Consider the following 15,547-nt stretch of genomic DNA (forward strand, 5'->3'; position numbering starts at 1 on the left):
GACCTCCAAACCTAACAACAAGAAATTCGTGTGCCTTTCTCTTCCAGTTCTTTTAATTTATCATCTTGATCGGGTAATTGATTCAAAATCGGTTTGATAAATGAATAATACTCACTCTTACTATTAACCGTATAAAATATCCATTGTCCTTTTCTTTCTTCCTTCACTAACCCCAAATCTTTCAGTTTGCGTAAATGTTGGCTAATGGATGGTTGACTGGACTGAAATATTTCAACGAACTCACAAACACAACAAGTTTGTTCATTAATTAATTTCAGCATAGTCAGCCTTGTTTTATCGCCAAGTAATTTTAAAATACCAGCAGCTTTCTCCAATTCAATTGTAGTTTGCAGCATTTAAATCCCCCTTTTTATGAAATAATAATATAAGTATATAACTATACACTTATATATTCAAATAAAAAATTTAGTGCAATCTTATTTCCTATTCTTTTAATTCCTCATAGGCTTCCATAAAATGTTGAAAAGAAATGTTTCCAAACGTATTTTCATCATTGCGAAATAGACGATCAAACGTGATTTCCTTTGCCTTCTCTAAAGTACATTGTCTGCTGTTCATAAGCAAAGAAAAATATGCCATAAAGTATTCTTTGCTTAAATCTCCGCCTTTATTAATAATCATTCAGACCACCTCCAAAAAGGGAGGGAAAGTAAATGATACTTTCCCTTTGTTTTTTATTTCAGCAACACGAATTGGCAGCATTTAAATTCGTACTACATACACCAGTTTCAGGTAATTCCAGTTCGACTTTCTCAGAGGCTTCATAATCCCCCGATAAATAAGCTACAATGGATCGAACCTGTTCATGTCCAGTTGCCATTAGGAATGTTGGTGCCCGACCATAACTTTTTGCTCCCACGATATAAAAATCCTTTTCAGGTTGTCGCAATTCTTTTTCTCCATGCGGGCGTACTGTTCCGCAACTGTGTATATTTGGATCAATTAAAGGTGCAAGGTCTTTAACACTTTCTGTTGCTGTATCAATACGGGTTCTCAGCTCACTTGAATTGGAGAAGTCTGGACGATTGCCAGTATTAACAACCATCTCATCTATATCTGAAATCGTTGTTAACTCTCCTTTCGATTCTCCTATAAGCTCTATTTTGCCTTCTTTTTCATGTATACGTTGAATTCTAAAAGGAGTAATTACTTCAAATGTATTTGCATCTACTAAATTGTGTATATGACTTCCTAATGCTCCTCTTGCCTCAAGTGCATCCAGTTCTTCTCCTCCAAATGCATCTTTTACGCTGTTTTTCCTTAAAATCCATATAATTTCCGTTGCAGGATGTTCTTCTTTTAATTTTGCTAATTCCAATAACGAATTAATAGCAGAATGACCACTTCCGACAACAGCAACACGTTTGTTTAGATAACGGTCCTTATCTTTACCAAGAATATCTGGAATGCCATAGAAAATTTGATTTTTTATATCTTTCTCTTCTTTTAACCATATTCCATTTGAATTTGCAGGATTAGGGTTTCCCCAAGTTCCGGTCGCATCTATGACTGCTCTTGCTTCAAATTGTACCAGTTCGTTACCTTGTTCTGCATAAATCACAAAAGGTTGTTGATCTCGATTAGCTGTTTTCATTTTATCTGTATTTTTGCGGCTAATGGAAATAACCTTAGTATTCATAAACAAAGAATTTTTGATTTCTGGTGTATTCGATAACGGTTTTAAGTATTGGTCAACTAACTCTTTACCAGTAGGTAATTCATTTTGATTCGGTACATTCCAATCTTGTTTTTTAAGAAGCTTCAATGCCGTCTTATCAATATTATATTTCCAAGGTGAAAAGACTTGGACATGCCCCCATGTTAAAATATTCTCTCCCACTTTAGAGCCGGATTCTAATAAAATAAAAGGTTGGTCGTAACTAACTAAATGGGCTGTCGCGGCAAGACCTACTGGTCCAGCACCAATGACTGCAATAGGTAAATGTTTGTTATATTGATGATTGCTTACTTGTTGTAGTTCTTCTTGCGGTTGACAACAATTTGTTTTAATTTCTATAGGTTTCACGTTCATCATCCTCCTAAATTTTCACTAATTATTTCTCCATTGTTATCCTATCTTCTTTATAAATTCTGTTTTATATGCTTTATTACGAACTTACTATCAGAGCCTCCCCCTCTTAATGTCGCAGAAGAAAAAGATCGTTGCCCTTCAAGTCCAACATAATAAAGTCCGGGAGTATTTTGACTGATACCAGCTTTCTGTAGTGGTCTTCCCTCCACATCAAATTTTTCTATTGTCTTTAGATATCCAAAATCAGAACGATATCCTGTAGCGAAAATCACAGTGTCTACAGGCTCTTGGTTGCCTTCTGACCAGACAACACCATCAGAATAGAAACGTTCGAACATCTTTTTTTGATTAGGGTTACCAACTTCTAACTTTTCTTTGTATCCAGCCAAATCAACTGTTGAGCTAGGAATTGGAACTGCTTTTCCGAACCTCCAGAAAGGAAACTTATCAAAGCCGATTGCCTTCACCCAATAGTGTAAATCTATTCCTAATATTTTTTGTTTTACTAACTGCACAGACTTACGAACTGCAAGTGTAGTGTTACTCACTTCTGATAATTCCATAGCAATCTGAACAGCTGAGTTTCCACTTCCAACAACGATTACTCTTTGACCAATATACTGATCAGGCTTTTGATAGGAAGAAGAATGAAGATAATTGCCACGAAAAGTATTCATGCCATTCATTTGTGGTAAATAAGGATTATGAAAAGAACCGGTAGCATTAATAATCGTTTTTGCTTTATAGGATTTTCCGTCAGAAGTTTCAATAGAAAATCCTTTTTGGTTACGACTGACCTCATAAACCCGTTGATTAGTTAAGATGGGCAATTTAAAACGTTTGGTGTAGGTGTTCAAGTAACTTATAACATCTTTTTTGGTTGGATAACCTCGCTTGTCATTTTTCATTCTCATGCCTGGTAAAGAAGATAAACGTGCAGGAGAAAAGAGCTTTAAACTATCATAATAATAAGACCATGAACCAGTTGCTTGCGTATTTGCCTCAAGTATTAAATAATTCAATCCGTATTTTGTTAAGTAATACCCCGACGCAAGGCCAGCCTGTCCTCCACCAATGATGATAGAGTCATAAATCATTTTGTTCCTCCTTTTATTTGCAAAATGCAAGCATTATTTTTTTATAAATTTATCTATCTTGGAGCAGGAGCACAGCAAGAACCAATTTTACCCATTGTATTATTAAGTAGCTGAATAGAGCGAAGCACCGTTTCTTTTTCAAAATCAGTCATATGGGCAAATATTTCTTCTAAATAAGTATTTATCTGTTCGTCAATGATTTCAGCTATATTCGTTCCTTCCGCCGTTAACTCAAGCGTATGAATACGGCGATCATTTAGACTTGGTGTCTTATTAACTAAATTCATTTTTATTAAAGATTGAACCTGACGACTAAAAGTAGTAATATCCGTCCCTAAGGCTTCTGCAACTTCTTGGACAGACGGAGCGAGTTGACGATTGATTTCATAAAGAATATGGCTTTGAATTAATGAGATATCAAGTCCATCTGCTGAACAACAATTTTTATTCAAAAGACCAAATCGACGTGTTATCATTTGAAAAAGGTCACGAGTATTTTCCATATTTAAATCACCTCTTTTATTTGTTATACAATATTTATTTGCAAAATGCAAGTAAATTTTATTAATTGAACTTTAATAGGTTAAAGTTTAACATAATCAAGTTGCCATAGCATGTAAAATGTAATTTGTAAAACCATGATCTTCGATTGTATAACCTTCTGCGGTAATATGTGCATTGACTAATTTTATTTCTCGTTCGGCTTTTAAAAATTGTTCTTCAACTTCTTACTTCAATATCATCCGCTCGCTAAATATCCCAATAAAGGTTATAGCGTCGAAAAAATGTTTTCATATGTAAGTTAATGCAACTTTGTTCATCTGACCTTCTCCTGCAATTCCATAGTTCCAAAGTTTTTTTCCATGTTCGGAATCACATATTTTAATTACATCTAGATTACCTCTTTTCTTCATAATTTTATTTTTCATTTAATAGAGCTACAAAAAAACTAGAACAAGGAGAGGACGAGAATGAGAAACGTTCATTGTAAATCACTCCTATTATTTTTTAGCTAACATCAAAAAAGCCATCTGTCGGTTAATACCGATCAAATGACGTTTTAAGTGTATTTATTGGTTTTGTAATAAAGGTTTATAATTCTATAAAAACATGTAGTCTGTTTTGATTACTATTGTTTTTCCAATAATGAATTTCTATAATTAGTTGGCGAGACTCCCTGATGTCTTTTAAACTTTACAGAGAATTGAGTACTGTCACTATACCCAACTTCTAAGGCAATATCTGTTATTGATAATTCTTTAAAGAAAAATAACCTTTTGGCTTCTTCCATTCTTAGTTCGTGTATATAATTTAAGGGAGTTTTTCCCTTTATTTCTTTAAAACTACGTTGTATATAGTAGGGATTTTTATTCAAAATATTACCTAGCAATTTTAAAGTTATCTTTTCTTTATAGTGTTCTTGTATATATTTCAGTACATCTTTTGTGATTTCCTCTTTATATCCTAGCCAATCCATTTGATTTGACTTACATCTAGTACAAGGTCTGAATCCTTCGTTAATAGCTGAATTTAAATCTTTATAGATAATGACATGTTTTGGGTTAGGAGTTCTAGCTGTACAAGAAGGACGACACACTGTTTTGGTTGTCGATAAGGCATAATAAAACATACCATCATATTTTTCATCGTTATTTTTGATTGCTTTCCATTGTTCCTTGTTCAATTCAATCTCTCCTTCTAAATTCGGAGTCAATATCTATAATGCTATATTTTAAAAGTTCATGTACAGTTAAAACAAAAGGTCGGTTGTGCACATCTACCTCCATTATGTGAAGGAGATTATTATATGAATTTTATTGAAAAATTTCAATCCGTAGTGATTTTGATAGCTGTAGGAGTAGGACTATTTTTAGGACAGTATAGTATCTTTGAAAAGAATGCAGAAACTTTTATTCTTCCATTTTTATTATTCATGCTGTATGGGTTATTTTTAACTATTCCATTACAAAACCTTAAAGCTGCTTTAAAAAACGTAAAATTCTTAGGTACAAGTACTGTACTTAATTTTGTATGGACACCAATGTTAGCATGGGGATTAGGAGCAATTTTTTTATCTGATCATCCAGCTTTATGGCTCGGTTTTATTTTATTTCTTGTTACTCCATGTACAGATTGGTATTTAATCTTTACATCCATTGCGAGAGGGAATATGTCTCTTTCCACATCGGTATTACCAGTTAACTTAATTTTGCAAGTTATGTTGCTGCCGGCTTATTTATTCATTTTTGCAGGCACAATGGAGACAGTTGGGTTATCCACTATAATAGAAAGTGTCATCTTTGTCTTATTTGTCCCATTTTTACTAGCCAATATAACACGTTATTTATTTAATAAGAAGAAGGCATTCTTAGAAAAGAAATTAATTCCATTTTTTTCCTTATCACAAATTGTATTTTTGTGTTTAGCTATTGTAGCAATGTTTGCCTCGCAAGGCTATTATTTAATAAATAATTTGGAAGTGATCTTTTTAATCCTTATTCCACTTTTACTATTTTTCATAATAAACTTTTTTGTTGCTCAAACGGTAGGAAAAGTATTTAAGTTTAGCTATGAAGATACAGTAAGTTTAAATATGACAACTATTGCAAGAAATTCACCTGTTGCTTTAGCAATAGTAGTAACAGCTTTCCCAGACCAACCACTAATTGCTCTTGCACTTATAATTGGTCCCTTAATAGAATTACCAGTATTGGCGATAGTATCTCAAAGTTTATTGAGAATTAGAAAACTAGTAAAGTAAATGTTCTTTAGTTTAATGTAAGAATAATCTCCTTTCGAGGTTCTATATTTTCTTATCTCATCTTTCTATTTATTAAATTGCATAAAAAGAGAGAACCGATAGCAAAGAAAGTTCACATTAAATCACTTGATTTCTCATTAGATAATCACACTTAAAACGTCATTTGAACGGTATTTACCGACAGATGACGTTTTAGGTGTGATTATAGATATATGTAATTTTCTTTACATCTATTCAAATCTATAGCTTTTACTGACCTTAAGTTACTGCCTATATATACATGTTATAATTAATAGCAAATTTAACTATAATGAAAGTTTCCTTAATTTGCTCATAATAATATCTCGATAGTTTTTGCTTTTACATTTCTTGCTGCTGAATTTTTTCAGCTATATATTTTGCATCATCACTAACACCATATAGAAGGGCTGAGCTTCTTTTACTCTGCCAGCTTAGCCCTATGAAATACAATCCAACTACATTAGTAACACCAAAACAGTGTAACGGTCTCCCGTGACTACTTAAAGCTCCTTCGATTTGTATCCATGAATAATCATTGCGATAACCAGTTGCCCATATCACATTTTGAACCTGTTTAGATATACCATTATTAAAGCATGCCTTACCTTCTTTAATTTCTATTAGCCTGCCTACGATTTCTACATTTTTTTAACCGTTTTATAGTCATTTCCTATTAACGGCTCTCTTTCCCTTAATATTTTTCCTATAAAAGAATTTGGCTTTGCCCGACCAATTCGGAATTTTTCTAACCACCAAAAGAGACTTCTTCCAGCAATAACCTGAGGAACACTTTTCATTGGTTTACTTTGGGACAATGTAACCTGATGTGTTTTATTTAATTCCGCCGCAATTTGAACGCCTGTATTACCTGCACCTATGATTAAAACATTACCTTTAGGTATTTGGGAAGGGTTACGATATTTAGAAGCATGGATATCAAAACTTGCTGTACCATCATGAATGTTTGGAACAAAAGGATTGTAAAAAGCTCCAGTGGCAACAACTATTTGTTTAGCTTTATACGTTTTACTTTGAGTGATTACTGAGAACTTTTTCTCCCCATTTTTTGATAGTTTTATGACTTTTTCATTATGAACTATCGGCAAGTCATTCTTTATTCTAAATACGTTTAAGTAATCTGCCATTTCATTTTTATCTGGAAAGCCTTTTGGATCTCCTCGAACATGAAACCCATGTAATTGGCTGTAATTCCTAGGAGTAAATAAGCGTAATGAATCATAACGTTTTCGCCAAGAAATGCCCGTTTGCTCATTCTCATCAATAATTATAAAACTTACATTTTTCTGTTTTAGCGAATATCCCATAGCTAACCCTGCTTGCCCTCCACCAATTACAATAACTTCATATTCCATTGAATATCTCCCTATAAGAAATATTTTTATCTTCTAATTTGAGAAAATCGAAAATAATGCGCTGAAGGTGCCATTCTCCATCATAATATAAATCCCTAAACCTATGAAAACAATCGGGACAATCCAGCGTTCATATTTCTCAATTTTCTCTGAGATATATTTCATAGATGCCATTTGATAGCTGACATAACATAAGACCCCCACCATGATGAAAAAGACGAGACTGACAACTGCAATTTCAACTATATTTAATGTTGTAAAATACGGAATATAAATGGAAAAGTCATCAGCACTAGAAGCTAATACAATAAAGGTGACAGTTAGAAATAGTTGATTAAATCGTTCAGATGATAAAAGAGATAAAATGTTGCTCTCATCTGAATCTTCCTCACCCTTAAGCCATACTTTTATACCTAAATATATTGGTAATAGTCCAAGCAAGCCTATAACCCACTGTTGTGGAATAAAGTTTGCACCGAAAGCTGCCAACAAACTTATCAATATAATGATTGCTGTACCTAAATATTGCCCTACAATGATATGCTTTGTTTGCTTTTGTTTAACTGACTGCGTAAACAAAAGCATTAAAATAATTAAATAATCAATTCCTGTCGCTATATAAACTACAATAGCAGATAAGACTGTTGTACCCATTAGCATGCACCCGCTTAATTTTAAATATAATCTTGAAGGGCTCCCGATGTATAGAGAGCTCTGTTCATTTTATTCTTTTACCCTCATAAGCCTCAATCCATTTAAAGCAACTAAAAGGGTTGCTCCCATATCAGATAGAATGGCAATCCACAGAGTTAACCAACCCGGAATAACCAACAGTAAGGCCACTATTTTAATAGCAATAGCAAAGGTAATGTTCGCTTTGATGATATTTAGTGTTTTACGACTGAGTTTAACAGTAAACGGAAGCTTTCTTAAATCATCACCCATAAGAGCAACATCTGCCGTTTCAAGTGCTGTATCTGTACCAGCACCGCCCATTGCTATTCCAACTGAAGAAGCTGCTAATGCTGGGGCATCATTGACACCATCACCAACCATGGCTACATTACCATACTCCGCTCTCAATTGTTTAATATAGTCCAATTTATCCTGCGGCATTAATTCTGCTTGAATATCAGATACGCCTACGTGTGTACCGATTGCATCAGCAGTACCTTTATTATCACCAGTCAACATAATTGTCTTTTTGAGACCTAACTGATGTAACTTTTGAATCACATGTTTGCTGGTTTCACGTACTTCATCAGCAACTGCAATAACGGCAAGTATATTTTCTTCCGTTCCAATAATCATGGCCGTTTTCCCTTGATTTTGAAGATTTTTAACCTTATCTTCAAAATCTTGGCTAAAATCAGGAACAAATAATTCCTTGAAGAGTTTTGGGCTTCCTATATAATAGGTTGTTCCTTTTACAATTCCTTTTATACCCCGGCCTGTAATAGAAGAAAAGTCTGTTACACTTATATCTGAGTACGGGATATTTTCTTGCTCTGCTTTTTTCATAATTGCTGAAGCAAGAGGGTGTTGCGAACGGTATTCAAGCGCTGTAATGATGGAAAGCAGCTCTTTCTCTTCTACCTGTTTATTTAATAAGTTAAAATCTGTTACAACGGGAACGCCTTTCGTGAGTGTTCCTGTTTTATCAAATGCAATGGCTTTTAATCCGCCTATTTCTTCTAAGTAGACACCGCCTTTGACCAGAACACCTTTTTTTGCAGCATTGCCGATTGCTGAAACAATCGAAATGGGAGTCGAAATAACCAACGCACAAGGACATCCAACAACCAGCGTGGCTAGACCTAGGTACACCCAGTTCCCCCAACTTCCATCAAAGAATAAAGGCGGCACGATAGCTACTAATGCTGCAATAACCATAATGCTTGGCGTATAATATTTAGCAAATTTATCCACAAAAGCTTGAGACGGCGCACGTTCTCCTTGCGCTTCCTCCACTAAATGGATAATTTTTGATATCGTTGTGTCTTCAACAAGCTTTGTAATTTTGACCTCAAGCAGCCCTTCTTCATTAAGCGTTCCTGCAAATACTTCATCGTCAACGGCTTTTTCAACAGGAACCGATTCGCCTGTTATCGCTGCTTGGTTAATAGACGAATATCCATTTACAATGACACCATCCATAGCAATTTTTTGCCCTGGTTTAACAAGCATAATATCCCCAATTGCAATATCATTTACATGAATAGTTATTTCTTGTCCATTCCGTCTGACAATAGCTTCCTTTGGTGCAATATCCATTAATGAATGGATGGATTGCCTTGCTCTATCCATGGAAAACCGTTCCAGCGCTTCACTAATAGCAAAGAGTATAACGACAATGGCAACCTCCGCCCATTCCCCAATAATGACACCACCGATTACAGCAACTGTCATGAGGGTTCTCATGTCAAACTGGAATCGAATTAAGTTTTGCAAACCCACTCTAAACAGCGATAATCCGCCTACTAACATAGATGTGATAAATAACAATGCTGTAACGATATTTTCATTTCCGTTTACAAACATAGAAAGGAAACCGAAAGCCATAAATAAGGTCGAGTACAGTAATGTACTATGTTTTTTATAAAATGGAATTTTTTCCTCCTTATCAAGCTCTTCACTTTTTGGGTCTTTCCCTCCATATTCAGCAGTCACCTTAAGATTTTCAAAAGCTCCTGCTTTTTCTAGATCCTCTGTTGTTGCTTCCCCGTAAACGGAAATTTTAGAGGCTCCAAAGTTTACTTTGGCCTCTTGTACACCTTCTAATGCTTTTACGTTATCTTCAAAGGTTTGGGCACAGCTTGCACAACTAAACCCTTGCACACGATAAGTGCTCATTGTTTCTTTCGGTAATGATTCAGACATTTGCTTCCACTTCCTTCTTCTGAACCAGCGTAATGGCCATTAATTGTTTAATTTGTTCATTCTCCAATGAATAAAATGCTAATTTTCCTTCCTTGCGATATGTCACAATTTCTTGTTTATGAAGAGTTCGTAAATGATGAGAAGCTGTAGCTATCGAAGAACCAATAATGTTGGCGATGTCACATACACATAACTCGTCCTCTTGACATAGAGCATAGGAAATCTTTGCTCTATTTTCATCTGCAAGTATTTTAAATAATCGAGAAATACTATAAATATCATGTTGTAGCAAATCTTCTTGTATTCGATTGACTTTTTCTTCGTCATAACAAAAAATTTCACACATATCTTTATTACTCATTTTCTTCACTCCATTACATTCAAATGTTTATTTGATTATAGTATAGTCCTTTTCTTCTAATCATTCAAGTATTTATTTGAATATCATGAAGGATAAATTTCTTTCAATTATTAAATCTTGGAATATGAGTTTCCTACCCAACCAAAATAAGTATTGATAATTTGCTTTATGACTCCTCACAAATGGCATATTTATTTACATTAGAATAAATCATTGATTTTAAGTAATTAAGATGTTAAGAAAATATATGAAATTTGGTTGTATAAAGCGATCACCACTTGTCTAGTACCAAACAGAGCAAGTGATGATCGCTTATACATTTTTTCATACTCTTTATACAAAATTTCTTTTATTTCTATATTACTATGCTCGACCATCAGAATCCTCTAATCGTCCAATTTCATTCATTATTGCCCGTTTTTCTAGTTCTAATTGGTCAATTATCTTAATTAATTCAGGAATAGCATGATCTACCGTATATAGATCATCTGCCATTAGGCAATAGGTGACTTTAATTAATTTTTCTTCTATTTCTGCAAAATATAACTTTCGATTTAACTGATGAGCAAGTAGATTCCTTTCTGTTTTTTTAAATAACATCAAATCCTTACTATTTTTTAATCATACATTGTGAAAAAATGTTTAATCAATTATACTGTGCCCTCTAGTATAAAGTCAGCACTTAAGGAGATTTTGATATAACCACACTCTATAATCTATAGACAACAATTTAGTGTTAAAAAACTATCCATTCACTAAACTTCATGGTGAGCATTTAAATCTGATAATAACAAATGGCAATCATCACCTATTTATTGTAGATTGAACAGGTAGTGATTCTTTATACTTTCCGGCTAAAAATCTTCTTATTCAACAACCATCCAGTTAGAATCTTTCTCTAATGTGAGGTCATATTGTGAAAGTTGTGTTGCTTTTGTGGTATTATCCAAATACTTTACAGTAACCCATACTTTAATTTGATTATCTTGTTCTTGAAATACTGGATTTACAAGCTCAGAAAACGTATAATCTTTTTCAATGGCTGGTAAGGCATTGTTCTTCACATAATAAGCAAGTTCTTGATTCGTTGCTGTTGGGTAAGAGGAAAAGAACGTCACTAAAAACTCCATGACTTCTTCTGCCGTTTCTGATTCTACCGTTCCATCACTTTCCACTTGTTCTGGTGTAAAATTAGATTTTTCGGGCTTATTCCACAGAGTAGGGTTTTGCGTAATGACCAGATTCTTTTGTTCATCTTGATAGAGTACAATACGATAAGTTGAACTTGTTAATGAGCTGTCTTTATCTTCCATGATTTCTTGCTGTACGGAATAAATGACGGAAAACGTATTTTCTGTTTCTTCCGTTATTGACCAAATATTTATATCTTTTACAGTAGAACTAGTAGGAATATCCTCTCGAATCATATCACTATTTAAAGCTTGCAATTCTTCGGTTAAATAATCTTTCAATTTTTCGGTTCGTTCTTCCAATGCTTCAGTTTCATTTTCCCAAGAATAGTAGTCTGTTACAAAGTTTCTTGTAAAACTTTCAATGGCAGTTGTATCTTGAATACGGCTTTCTATAATTTCTCTTTCATGGATCGTATGCTGGTCAATCGCTGTAAAGTTTTTGTAGATCCCAAACGCAAGACTACTAAGAAGCAATATCCATAAAAACAACACGGATTTTTTTCGTTTCCCAATCGTTCTTACTTTTATCTTTTTCGTTTTCTTCGGGTTTTTTTGCTTTTCTTTTATACTAAAAGGCAGCTTCATGTTATCCCAACCTTTCCTTAGTTTTTGATACGTCCAGCACCTACTAGATGTTCTTGCCAGTAAGAAGATGTTAAATCCGCATAACCGATCGGATTCCCCGCATGGAACATTTGATTGTTTCCAACATAAATTCCATTATGCGTAATGTAGTTGGCGGTGTTGTAAGTCGAATGGAAAAATACTAAATCTCCTGGCTTTGCTTCTGATAGAGGGATGTGTTCTGTAGCTTCATACTGTTCTTGAGCGGTACGAGGTAAATTAATTCCTGCTTCACGGAAAATCCATTGTATAAGTCCACTACAATCAAATGAAGTATCAGGATGAGCCCCACCAAAAACATATGGGAAACCCTCATATTTTAAGGCTTCTTCCATCACCAGTCGAAAGGTATCATCATCAAAGGACGGCGTTTCACGAAGATAAGGTTGAAGTAAATCTAAATAAAACATATTGCCATAGCCGTACCTCCAACCACCGTTTTTCTCTATCGCAATGGGGTTAGAGTAGCTGACTTTCTTTCCTCCTGATCGCTCTTTCGCAAAGCTTTCAGCTAGATCAAAAGTGTAAGAGTTTCCTCGTCCTGCCACATAATCAATAAAAGCCCCGCCATAGTTATAAGCTTGAAGTACGGTCGAATCATCGACACCTTTTGTATCTGCTGACTGCAATAAGTTCGCAAGGTATTTCGTTCCCTGTTTAATAGAAGCTTCCGTATCTAACGTGTTCGGTGGTAATCCTAATGATTCACTTGATTGCATAACATCCTCGGCATTACCACCACTTTCAACAGCAATAATCGCAAGTAAAATCGGCACATAGTCGCTGATTCCATATTCATTTGCGTATTTTTCCACCATTGGTTGATGAGCCAGCACATCTTTGGATAGAGATACATTTTGCCAATCATTTGGTGAACCTAAATCCATGGAAGAATCAAAATCTCCTGCTTCATCGGAAATAAAGATAGCAACAAAGGCAAGTAATCCTAAGAATGCCAAGAAACCTATCCCACCGATAATCAGCATGATTTTAAGCTTTAAGAATGTCATGATTTTTTCCTCCTAACGGTTTGTCTCTGGCGTGGAGGTTTCACTTTTTGACGTGTTCGTTTTCTAGGAAGGACAGGTCGCTTAATCACCTGTTGTTCTTTTCCTTTCGATGTTTGTTTCGGCAGTCGGGTAGGGTGTGTTCTTTGACTTTGCTTCTTTCTTTTTGTGGATACTTGATAAGGCTGATTCACTTTTCTATTTTGATTCTGTAATCTTTGAATTTTTTCTTTTTGCACAGGCACTTGTTTTCTTTTATGACTTTCAGGATTCAGACTTTCTTTCGGCTTCATTTTCTGTTTCTCTTTTGTGAATGAGGAAGGAGAATTCTTTTGTACCGTAGGCTTATTGGAGTAAGCAGTGATATTTTTCTTCTTTTTATCCAAAGCTTGTCGTCTTTCCGCAATCGTCTTTCGATGTTTACTTGTGCGTTCGGTGTTTTCACGTTGTCGCTGCTCTTTGGCTTGTGACACTCCTTGTTTAAAATCCTTGCCTGGCCGTTGAATTTTTTCTTTTCCTTGAGCCAAAGCGTATTTCGTTGTGGTTGGTAAATCTTTGACTTGCTGTTTTCTGTGGTTGATATTCGCTCGTACACGATTTTTCGTGTCTAACACTTTTCCAGTGGTTTGTCCGATCTTTTGACTAAATGATTTTCGCTCCTGATTAGGTTTCTCTGTTTTGTTTGACCGCATAGAGTGCAGACTTTGTATAGGTCGACGGAGAGAGAAAGAATGTTGTGTTTTTCCTGATTTACTCATCATTTTGCCAACGGTTGCTCCAGCCGTTACACCTGTTAACGTACGACTAATGGAACGTTGTAACCTTCGACCACTGCGATAGGCCATCTGTTTCGGGCGACGCATAACGCTCCGTCCAACTTGTTGGGTGTCGCTGCTTTGTAAACGAAACATACTCATGATGTCGCCAAGCTTCATATAAATCCCTGCAAAAGTCACAATTTGCAGAAAAGCAATTAAGAAAAACGGATAGGAGCTGGTTAAGCTATACAGCATGGACGAAATACTAAAAGCTATCGTTATCACGAGTGTGATTCCAGCACGCAGCATAATCACGTTAAACAGTTTTAAAATGGCCTGTTTACCCATGTTTTCAAAAGTCGGTATCATGGAAAGCAGAAAACTAATAGGTAGAAATGTCGCAAACACAATAAATAGAAGTTGGGAGAAAATCATCATCCCCGATAAAAGAAATACAAATATGGAAATCCCGATATTAAATATAAACAAGAAAAAAACCATCCCTAAGCGAGTAGTCGTTTTGGTAATGGTCAAATTTTTATTATCGTGATCCTCAATTTCTGCTTGCACGGCTGCTTCTCGATCTTCTCCATTGTTTGTATCAGGACTGATGGAAACTAAAGCGTCCACTCGTTCTTCTCCAATCGCTTCTTTGTCCGAGTTATCAAACTGCAATAATAACCATGGTTGCTCCACTTGAATGGAAAAAAGGTTATTTCGAATCATATCGACACTATCACTTCCTTGACTGTTGGAGTTAGGCATAAGAATGTTTGTACCTAAGTCAAGTGCTGCTTCACTTACATCTGCGGAAAAATCATTAATTTTTGTAATATAGGTTGGGGCAAACGCAATAAAAGCCGCTGATACGATAAACACCACTAGGAAATTCAAAATAGCACGAAAAGCCTTTGTTGTTTCTCGTTTCATGAGACCTGTATAGGTAACATAAATTCCAACAATCAATACAAAGAGAAGAAGGAAACCAACATAAAAACCTTCTGTTCCAAAACCTTGTGCAGTAACTCCAGCCAATGTTTGCATATTCTGTCCGATGGCGGTTGCTGTTTCAGAAATAAAATCAAGAGAATACGCTTGTTGTACTAAATAACCAGTGGCATTGGAAAGATATAAATTGATAATCCAAATAAAATTGGTGATCGTGTACAGTCCGTACATGACTTGTTTTCCGATTCCATCATCCCAATTCCACGGCAGCCAATCCCACCCCGAATCCACAAAAAAATCTAACTGATAATGGTCGAGTGGATACAAGGAATAAAGATTGTCCTCTGATACCGTATCATCAACTAATCCAGCAGCCTGTGTTACAGTAAACAGGGAAAGAAACAATAAAAAAATGACCGCACCAATGAGTACCGTCATCCATACAATCTTTTTCAGTTTTGGTTTGTTCAT

Annotated in this window: 17 protein-coding genes; 1 reads left to right on the forward strand and 16 read right to left on the reverse strand. The window is 35.1% G+C overall.

Annotated features, from left to right (window positions below):
- Positions 1-11 precede the first annotated feature (11 nt).
- The 8 genes from E0E32_RS16965 to E0E32_RS16995 form a co-directional block, all read right to left on the reverse strand.
- Positions 12-356 carry an ArsR/SmtB family transcription factor gene (locus E0E32_RS16965; RefSeq protein ID WP_042533123.1) on the reverse strand — a complete coding sequence of 115 codons (345 nt, stop codon included), beginning with the start codon at positions 354-356 and terminating at the stop codon, positions 12-14.
- An 88-nt stretch (positions 357-444) separates the two neighbouring features.
- Positions 445-642, reverse strand: coding sequence for a hypothetical protein (locus E0E32_RS16970; RefSeq protein WP_042533122.1), 198 nt, complete (start codon positions 640-642; stop codon positions 445-447).
- A 58-nt stretch (positions 643-700) separates the two neighbouring features.
- The gene (locus E0E32_RS16975) at positions 701-2,047 is read right to left on the reverse strand and encodes an NAD(P)-binding domain-containing protein (protein WP_235817428.1); all 1,347 of its coding nucleotides are present in this window, start codon (positions 2,045-2,047) and stop codon (positions 701-703) included.
- A 56-nt stretch (positions 2,048-2,103) separates the two neighbouring features.
- A complete protein-coding gene (locus tag E0E32_RS16980) occupies positions 2,104-3,150 on the reverse strand; it encodes a flavin-containing monooxygenase (protein ID WP_042533120.1) in 1,047 nt (348 codons plus the stop codon).
- 53 nt (positions 3,151-3,203) lie between these two features.
- Entirely contained in the window at positions 3,204-3,653 is a 450-nt protein-coding gene (locus E0E32_RS16985) for a MarR family winged helix-turn-helix transcriptional regulator (RefSeq protein WP_042533119.1), read from the reverse strand.
- A 96-nt stretch (positions 3,654-3,749) separates the two neighbouring features.
- Complete coding sequence (locus E0E32_RS22885; RefSeq protein WP_434059225.1) at positions 3,750-3,842, reverse strand: DUF961 family protein; 93 nt, start codon at positions 3,840-3,842, stop codon at positions 3,750-3,752.
- Between the two features lie 99 nt (positions 3,843-3,941).
- Complete coding sequence (locus E0E32_RS22890) at positions 3,942-4,079, reverse strand: hypothetical protein (protein WP_434059219.1); 138 nt, start codon at positions 4,077-4,079, stop codon at positions 3,942-3,944.
- A 200-nt stretch (positions 4,080-4,279) separates the two neighbouring features.
- Positions 4,280-4,834: an Ada metal-binding domain-containing protein gene (locus tag E0E32_RS16995; RefSeq protein WP_078059879.1), complete on the reverse strand. Its 555-nt coding sequence runs from the start codon at positions 4,832-4,834 to the stop codon at positions 4,280-4,282.
- A 123-nt stretch (positions 4,835-4,957) separates the two neighbouring features.
- On the opposite strand from E0E32_RS16995, the gene E0E32_RS17000 reads away from it, so the two are divergent.
- On the forward strand, positions 4,958-5,911 hold the full coding sequence (locus E0E32_RS17000; RefSeq protein ID WP_066186218.1) for an arsenic resistance protein: 954 nt from the start codon (positions 4,958-4,960) through the stop codon (positions 5,909-5,911).
- 659 nt (positions 5,912-6,570) lie between these two features.
- Here E0E32_RS17000 and E0E32_RS17005 read toward each other — a convergent pair.
- From E0E32_RS17005 to E0E32_RS17040, 8 genes are all read right to left on the reverse strand, one after another.
- Complete coding sequence (locus E0E32_RS17005; protein WP_078059880.1) at positions 6,571-7,305, reverse strand: flavin-containing monooxygenase; 735 nt, start codon at positions 7,303-7,305, stop codon at positions 6,571-6,573.
- Between the two features lie 33 nt (positions 7,306-7,338).
- The gene (locus E0E32_RS17010; protein ID WP_042533113.1) at positions 7,339-7,959 is read right to left on the reverse strand and encodes a CadD family cadmium resistance transporter; all 621 of its coding nucleotides are present in this window, start codon (positions 7,957-7,959) and stop codon (positions 7,339-7,341) included.
- Between the two features lie 69 nt (positions 7,960-8,028).
- Positions 8,029-10,185 (reverse strand): heavy metal translocating P-type ATPase, encoded by a 2,157-nt coding sequence (locus E0E32_RS17015; RefSeq protein ID WP_042533111.1) that lies wholly within the window; start codon positions 10,183-10,185, stop codon positions 8,029-8,031.
- Positions 10,178-10,546 carry an ArsR/SmtB family transcription factor gene (locus tag E0E32_RS17020; protein ID WP_042533109.1) on the reverse strand — a complete coding sequence of 123 codons (369 nt, stop codon included), beginning with the start codon at positions 10,544-10,546 and terminating at the stop codon, positions 10,178-10,180. The genes E0E32_RS17015 and E0E32_RS17020 overlap by 8 nt, the downstream gene beginning before the upstream one ends.
- Positions 10,547-10,909: 363 nt before the next feature.
- On the reverse strand, positions 10,910-11,149 hold the full coding sequence (locus E0E32_RS17025) for a hypothetical protein (RefSeq protein WP_130860293.1): 240 nt from the start codon (positions 11,147-11,149) through the stop codon (positions 10,910-10,912).
- Between the two features lie 263 nt (positions 11,150-11,412).
- Positions 11,413-12,324, reverse strand: coding sequence for a conjugal transfer protein (locus E0E32_RS17030; RefSeq protein WP_042533105.1), 912 nt, complete (start codon positions 12,322-12,324; stop codon positions 11,413-11,415).
- Positions 12,325-12,341: 17 nt separating this feature from the next.
- Positions 12,342-13,373: a bifunctional lytic transglycosylase/C40 family peptidase gene (locus tag E0E32_RS17035; protein WP_042533103.1), complete on the reverse strand. Its 1,032-nt coding sequence runs from the start codon at positions 13,371-13,373 to the stop codon at positions 12,342-12,344.
- Positions 13,370-15,547, reverse strand: a complete 2,178-nt coding sequence (locus E0E32_RS17040) for a CD3337/EF1877 family mobilome membrane protein (protein ID WP_042533101.1) — start codon at positions 15,545-15,547, stop codon at positions 13,370-13,372. Before E0E32_RS17040 ends, E0E32_RS17035 begins: the two co-directional genes overlap by 4 nt.

This window comes from Gracilibacillus phocaeensis, from assembly GCF_900626275.1.
GTDB classification, from domain to species: Bacteria; Bacillota; Bacilli; order Bacillales; family Amphibacillaceae; genus Gracilibacillus; species Gracilibacillus timonensis.

What these genes read in the sequence shown, in the direction of transcription:
- E0E32_RS17035 (WP_042533103.1), bottom strand. Translation starts at nt 13,373, where the DNA reads ATGACATTCTTAAAGCTTAAAATCATGCTGATTATCGGTGGGATAGGT.
- E0E32_RS17020 (WP_042533109.1), bottom strand. Translation starts at nt 10,546, where the DNA reads ATGAGTAATAAAGATATGTGTGAAATTTTTTGTTATGACGAAGAAAAA.
- E0E32_RS17030 (WP_042533105.1), bottom strand. Translation starts at nt 12,324, where the DNA reads ATGAAGCTGCCTTTTAGTATAAAAGAAAAGCAAAAAAACCCGAAGAAA.
- E0E32_RS16965 (WP_042533123.1), bottom strand. Translation starts at nt 356, where the DNA reads ATGCTGCAAACTACAATTGAATTGGAGAAAGCTGCTGGTATTTTAAAA.
- E0E32_RS17005 (WP_078059880.1), bottom strand. Translation starts at nt 7,305, where the DNA reads ATGGAATATGAAGTTATTGTAATTGGTGGAGGGCAAGCAGGGTTAGCT.
- E0E32_RS17040 (WP_042533101.1), bottom strand. Translation starts at nt 15,547, where the DNA reads ATGAACAAACCAAAACTGAAAAAGATTGTATGGATGACGGTACTCATT.
- E0E32_RS16970 (WP_042533122.1), bottom strand. Translation starts at nt 642, where the DNA reads ATGATTATTAATAAAGGCGGAGATTTAAGCAAAGAATACTTTATGGCA.
- E0E32_RS17010 (WP_042533113.1), bottom strand. Translation starts at nt 7,959, where the DNA reads ATGGGTACAACAGTCTTATCTGCTATTGTAGTTTATATAGCGACAGGA.
- E0E32_RS16980 (WP_042533120.1), bottom strand. Translation starts at nt 3,150, where the DNA reads ATGATTTATGACTCTATCATCATTGGTGGAGGACAGGCTGGCCTTGCG.
- E0E32_RS17015 (WP_042533111.1), bottom strand. Translation starts at nt 10,185, where the DNA reads ATGTCTGAATCATTACCGAAAGAAACAATGAGCACTTATCGTGTGCAA.
- E0E32_RS17000 (WP_066186218.1), top strand. Translation starts at nt 4,958, where the DNA reads ATGAATTTTATTGAAAAATTTCAATCCGTAGTGATTTTGATAGCTGTA.
- E0E32_RS22890 (WP_434059219.1), bottom strand. Translation starts at nt 4,079, where the DNA reads ATGAAAAATAAAATTATGAAGAAAAGAGGTAATCTAGATGTAATTAAA.
- E0E32_RS16985 (WP_042533119.1), bottom strand. Translation starts at nt 3,653, where the DNA reads ATGGAAAATACTCGTGACCTTTTTCAAATGATAACACGTCGATTTGGT.